The sequence below is a fragment of the uncultured Nostoc sp. genome (assembly GCF_964245445.1).
Lineage (GTDB): Bacteria > Cyanobacteriota > Cyanobacteriia > Cyanobacteriales > Nostocaceae > Nostoc.
Window position 1 is genome coordinate 1 of sequence record NZ_CAXTNE010000377.1, and the last position, 6,029, is coordinate 6,029.

5 protein-coding genes are annotated in these 6,029 nt (G+C 42.7%); 3 read left to right on the forward strand and 2 right to left on the reverse strand.

Annotation, left to right across the window (positions count from 1 at the left end):
- Positions 1-343: serine O-acetyltransferase (locus ACFE90_RS35220; protein ID WP_375506908.1), on the reverse strand; the 343-nt coding region annotated here is incomplete at its 3' end.
- 215 nt (positions 344-558) lie between these two features.
- Between ACFE90_RS35220 and ACFE90_RS35225 the strand changes: the two genes are divergently transcribed.
- Both ACFE90_RS35225 and cysK read left to right on the forward strand, forming a co-directional pair.
- Positions 559-1,041 (forward strand): RrF2 family transcriptional regulator, encoded by a 483-nt coding sequence (locus ACFE90_RS35225; protein ID WP_375506912.1) that lies wholly within the window; start codon positions 559-561, stop codon positions 1,039-1,041.
- Positions 1,042-1,059: 18 nt separating this feature from the next.
- The gene (gene cysK / locus ACFE90_RS35230) at positions 1,060-2,022 is read left to right on the forward strand and encodes a cysteine synthase A (protein ID WP_375506909.1); all 963 of its coding nucleotides are present in this window, start codon (positions 1,060-1,062) and stop codon (positions 2,020-2,022) included.
- A gap of 242 nt (positions 2,023-2,264) precedes the next feature.
- On the opposite strand, the gene ACFE90_RS35235 is transcribed toward cysK, so the two are convergent.
- Positions 2,265-4,490 carry an ATP-binding protein gene (locus ACFE90_RS35235; RefSeq protein ID WP_375506910.1) on the reverse strand — a complete coding sequence of 742 codons (2,226 nt, stop codon included), beginning with the start codon at positions 4,488-4,490 and terminating at the stop codon, positions 2,265-2,267.
- A gap of 454 nt (positions 4,491-4,944) precedes the next feature.
- Between ACFE90_RS35235 and ACFE90_RS35240 the strand changes: the two genes are divergently transcribed.
- On the forward strand, positions 4,945-5,871 hold the full coding sequence (locus ACFE90_RS35240; RefSeq protein WP_375506911.1) for a cobalamin-binding protein: 927 nt from the start codon (positions 4,945-4,947) through the stop codon (positions 5,869-5,871).
- Positions 5,872-6,029: the final 158 nt, after the last annotated feature.

Below are 6,029 nucleotides of genomic sequence, written 5' to 3' on the forward strand. Positions count from 1 at the left end.
GATGGCGTTTGCCGCTTTCTTTCCCAGTCCCGCCAAGGGTGACACCTTGATAAATCAGGGCGTAATCGCCCACGATCGCAGTCTCGCCAATCACTACTCCCATACCGTGGTCTATAAACACTCCCTGGCCAATTAATGCCCCAGGATGAATTTCAATTCCGGTTAAAAACCTACTAATATGAGAGATGAGCCTTGGTATAAAGGGAATTCCAATTTTATACAGCCAGTGGGCTAATCGATGAAACACTAAAGCTTGGAGTCCAGGGTAACAGAACAATACTTCTAGCCAGTTACGGGCTGCTGGGTCACGCTCAAAAATGGTTCGCAAATCAGTTAGTAGCATACTCTGTTAAGGTTTTCGTTGGTAGGTGAGGCTCTGAAAACAAAAACTCAGGATAATTCCCACAAAAAAATCCAGTCATTTATGGGAATTGTGTAAGATAATAATCTACGGTAAGTCGATAGGCTAGAGTGATTTTGTGGTTAGTTAAGTGGGATGCTATCACATTCCACACTTTGAGAAAAATAAATTTCGCATTAACTGCGATAAGTCCCTCAATTCACCGTAGTATATTGAGTACAGCCTTGAATAGCCAAAACTACGCTCTCTTGGATTTGTCTTCCAAAGTGGAATACGCGCTGCTGGCACTCTTAGAACTGGCAAGCCACCACGGGAAAAAGCTTCCTCTAACCATGAACGAGATCACTGCCAAGCAACCCATACCTGAGCGCTATCTGGAACAAATTTTGACCAACCTCCGGCGTGCTGGTGTGGTGCAGAGTCAACGCGGCTCTAAAGGAGGTTTCGTTTTAGTTCGTGAACCTTGGCAGATTACAATACTTGAAATTGTCACTTTGGTAGAAGGCGAGCGGAAAGAGAAAGATACCTCTAACTCTCCGACTCTGGAAAAGACTCTGGTTTATGAAGTTTGGGAGCAAGCTAACGCTGCCTCAATTGAAGTTTTGGGTCGTTATACACTCCAAGACTTGTGCCAGGAAAGAGAAACTCGCGCACAGCAAAGTCCAATGTATTATATTTAGACACGACGGAGTACCTACATGCGGATAGCGAAAGATATCACAGAGTTAATCGGCCGAACTCCTTTAGTTCAATTAAATAAGATTCCCCAAGCTTCAGGAGCGGTTGCTCAGATTGTGGTGAAGCTAGAAAGCATGAATCCAGCATCTTCTGTCAAAGACAGGATTGGTGGGAGTATGGTGGAAGCGGCGGAGGAAGCAGGCTTGATTCACCCTGGAAAAACCGTTTTAGTAGAGCCGACTTCTGGAAATACAGGAATTGCGCTGGCGATGGTAGCAGCCGCCAAGGGTTACCATCTTATTCTAACGATGCCTGACACAATGAGCCACGAAAGACGATCCATGCTCAAAGCTTATGGCGCTCAACTAGAGTTAACGCCAGGGGTAGAAGGGATGCGAGGAGCGATCGCTCATGCAGAGCAGATTGTAGCTAAAACGCCCAATGCTTATATGTTGCAGCAGTTCCGCAACCCTGCTAACCCAAAAGTTCACGCCGAAACCACAGCCGAAGAAATTTGGAATGATACCGATGGAGAGGTAGATATTCTCGTGGCGGGAGTGGGTACTGGTGGGACGATTACGGGAGTTGCAGAAGTTATTAAAAAACGGAAGCCCAGTTTTCAAGCGATCGCAGTTGAACCAAGCAACAGCCCAGTATTAGCAGGCGGTAAATCAGGGCCTCACAAAATTCAGGGTATTGGTGCGGGATTTATCCCAGCAATTTACCGTTCAGAACTGGTGGATGAAGTGATTCAGGTAGCGGATGAAGAGGCGATCGCTTACAGCCGTCGTCTCGCAAAAGAAGAAGGATTACTATCGGGGATTTCTGCTGGTGCTGCGTTGTATGCAGCTATTCAAGTAGCACAACGGCCAGAAAATGCAGGTCGCCTAATCGTGATGATACAGCCCAGCTTCGGTGAACGCTACCTCAGTACTTCACTGTTTAAAGACCCAGAGGAGAATGAGTGGTTGAGCAAAGTTTAATTTTTAGATTTTAGGGACTTCTAAAAAATCAATTATTTAGTAGGGTGTGTTAAAGCGACAGCGTAACGCACCTATTCTCTGTTAGGCGGTGATTTTTTCCGAATCAAATCGGGCTGCTATATGTGATCGCTCTGGTCTAAGGGACTTCCAGAAAATACAATTTACTCAGATAATATATATTTTCTTTCTCCCCCTGCCCCCCTGCCTACACAGCGATAGGATATTTTTTTAGTTGGAAGTTTCTAAATTGGTGTTCCGTTAATCTGAAAATTGCTAGAATTCAAATATCGTGTCAATATTGACTCTAATTGAACTACTCGAATTGGTTTGATAAGATAGTCGTTAGCACCAGCTTGCAGAATAGAAAGCTTCTCCTCTGGAAGTTCACTAAAGCCCATCATCACTACCTGCATATCTGGGAAAGAAGTCTCTTGTTTGAGAACATTTAGCAAATCCCAACCACTAGCATCACCTATTAGCTGGACATCCAACAAAATTAAATTTGGCTGGAGGTTTCGCACTTGTTCTAAAAAGTTATTTACGCTGTCTATCCACTTAACTTGATAGCCAATTGTCTGGAGATAATCTTGCAATACTATGGCAGCATTTTCTTCTTCTTCCACAAGTAAAATGATTTGATTTTGGGGGGTAGCTGGGGAGGATGTTGCTGTATCTTGCTGTCCTTTATCTTGTTCTGTTTGCATCTCCACTGGATTTGGTAGAAATAGAGTGAACTGACTACCTTCTCCCAAAGTCGATGTAACAGTCACATCTCCACCATGCAAACGCGCTAATTTGCGTGTTAAAGCTAAACCCAAACCAGTGCCTTCATACTGCCGATTTAACCGACTGTCAAGTTGTTTAAACGGTTCAAATAGAAATTGAAACTGATTTGAGTCTATACCAATTCCAGTATCTGAAACTGTAAACGTTATTCCTTGCGATACTTTTTTGACTACCAGCGATACCTGACCGGCTGGGGTGAATTTAATCGCATTGGTGAGCAGGTTTAGTAGCATTTGCTTAATGCGCCGCTCATCAGCAAGACAAAAAATATCCTCTTCTAGGTCAATTTTACAGGTGAGTTGCAATCCCTTTTCTAAGGCGCGATCGCGCACTGTCCATATAGCATAATTACATAAATCTGACACTGGCAAAGGTGAGAGTAATAGTTCCTCTTTGTTTGCTTCTATCTTAGATAAATCAAGGATATCGTTAATCAGCGCCAGCAGATGTTCACCACTACTGTATATACAATTTACATATTCGTTCTGCTTTTCATTGAGAGAGCCAACTATTTCTTGTTGCAACAACTGCGATAAACCCATAATTGCATTGAGAGGTGTCCGCAACTCATGGCTCATAGTTGCTAAAAATTCACTTTTTGCCCGACTAGCAGCTTCTGCTGCTTCTTGAGAGGCACGAAGTTTCAATTCTGTTTCCTTACGTTCAGTAATGTCCTCAATCATCGCTAGAAAAAACTCAGGTTCACCATTGCTGGCTGGTATAACAGAAACAGAGATATGAGTCCAAACTAAGCTACCATTTTGATGCAGGCAGCGTCTCTCCATCTCAATCCGATGTCTTTCGACAAACTGTTCCTGATGTTTGGAGGGTTGGAAGCCTACTCTCGAAGTTCTCTTTAAGTCTGTGTGAATTCCTGACATCAGTTGTTTGTAAAGTTTTAAATCCCCCCTTTGTGTGCAAATGTAATCTGTAAAGCGCTTGCCGTCTAACTCTTCTCGGCTATATCCTAAAATCTCGCACAGTGCCACATTAGTATCGACTATCTGCGCTTTCATATCTATAAGTCCAATGCCGATAGAAGAACGCTCAAAAATCGCCCGAAATTGCGCCTCACTCTGTCGCAATGCTTCTTGTGCGAGGTTTCGCTCCTTCGCTTCTATAGCCAGCGTCACAAAATCTGCAATGAAGCCAGCAAAAGTTTCTTCCTCTAAAGTCCATTTGCGATTTTCGCCTATGTGTTCGTGACACACTACGCCTATCAAACGACCCTCTAACCAAATTGGTGCATCCAGCAGGGATGTGATGCCCCACAGTGAAAGATAAGACTCGGATAATTCTTGGGTTCTTATATCGTTTATGGCATCATCTGCGGCAATGGTACGTTCTTCTTCTAAAGCTTGGAAATAAGCTGGATAACTTTTTTCTGAAAGCGAGTTACCAAAGCTATGCTCCTTGGTGCTTACATCATATAAGTCGATGCATTCAATTTTTGAACGTTCTTGATTATATAACCATACACCAACTCGCTTTACTAAAAGCGTCCGAGCAGCAGCCTCTGTGATGTCCCTTAAGGCTGCATTGAGATCACCTTGCTGAAATGTCTTGCTTTTTGCCAGCTGCACCAGCGTCTGGCTTTGTTTTCGCCGATTATTTTCTTTGATTTGCAAAGCCTTTTGGGGCTGGTTATGCTCTGTAATATCTCTAGCTGACACCACCTGCATTAGTTGACCTCAAGAAGAAACAATTTTGCCCAGCAGTTTTATGGAAAAAGTAGAACTATCTTTATATAACTACAACTACTTGATCTAGTTTTTCATAACAGGAATGTATATTTTTTCTAATTAAAATTTATGATTTTGGATAATAAGTTTTAAACTAAATTTTTATTATCGCTTCTGTTACTTCATGCCAGTGATTTTGCTAGGGGATAATTAACATTTAAAAGAATTTCACTATCAAGTAATTCTACTATCAAGTACTATTAGTAGTATAGTATTTTGAATTTGGGTCTAGGGACTCAAGGCTAGGAAAGACTCTTCCGAATACCGAACACTGAGTTTAATTTATTGCTGAGTGTTGACTACCAAAACACGCTTAATTCTCCTAGAGAAAGATGCCTAATGACTCAAATTTTGCGAAAATTGAAGTAACGGCAGGTTTTGTGGAGGTGGAGCGATGACGGATAGTAATGTGAGAATTGTTTCCCTGATTCCCGGTGGAACAGAGATTTTAGCGGCATTAGGCTTGGTTGATGCTATTGTGGGGCGATCGCACGAATGCGATTACCCTCCAGAAATCCTTGATCGCCCTATTTGTACCGAAGCACGCTTAAACTCCAATGCCTCTAGCAGCCAAATTCATGATCAAGTGAGCAATTTATTGCAATCTGCTCTTAGTATTTACCAAATCAAAACAGATGTTTTAGAGAAATTGCAGCCTACTCACATTCTCACTCAAGACCAGTGTGATGTTTGTGCTGTCAGCTTAGACGATGTTGAAAAGGCAGTTGCTACACTCATTGACAGTAAACCCCAGATTATTTCTTTACAACCCAATCTTCTCCAGGATATTTGGGCTGACATTGAGCGAGTTGGTAACACCTTTGGCGTAGACTCTGTAAAAGTCATAGAAAACTTAGAAGCTCGCGTCAAAATTTGTCAGCATAAAATCCAGGGACTTTCGTTAAATGAACAGCCTACAGTCGCCTGTATCGAGTGGACTGATCCTTTGATGGTAGCCGCCAATTGGATTCCTGAATTAGTTAACTTAGCAGGAGGACATTCTCTATTTTGCGCTACAGGTCAGCCTTCTCCTATTTTGCCGTGGGAAACACTATTAACAACCGATCCTGATGTAATTGTTTTTATGCCTTGTGGCTTTGATTTAAATCGCACTCGCCAAGAAGCCAATTTATTAACTCAACATTCAGACTGGGAAAAACTGCACGCTACGAAAGCTGGCAGGGTATACATTACTGATGGCAATTCTTACTTCAATCGTCCAGGCCCACGACTGGTAGATTCTCTAGAAATTTTGGCAGAAATCTTGCATCCAGAAATTTTTCAATACGGCTACAAAGGAACCGCTTGGGAACTTTTGTGAAGAAGAATTCAGTATGAATTCGAGTCCGATGGTTACTGAGCTTGTCGAAGTACTGGGTGATATTATGTCCGCTTAATCGCTTATTAAACCCGGAGAACCCCACCCCGCCAAAGCTATACTTTGTCTCCCCTCCCTGCATGCGGGGAGGGGTTGGGGGT

What these genes read in the sequence shown, in the direction of transcription:
- cysK (WP_375506909.1), top strand. Translation starts at nt 1,060, where the DNA reads ATGCGGATAGCGAAAGATATCACAGAGTTAATCGGCCGAACTCCTTTA.
- ACFE90_RS35235 (WP_375506910.1), bottom strand. Translation starts at nt 4,490, where the DNA reads ATGCAGGTGGTGTCAGCTAGAGATATTACAGAGCATAACCAGCCCCAA.
- ACFE90_RS35240 (WP_375506911.1), top strand. Translation starts at nt 4,945, where the DNA reads ATGACGGATAGTAATGTGAGAATTGTTTCCCTGATTCCCGGTGGAACA.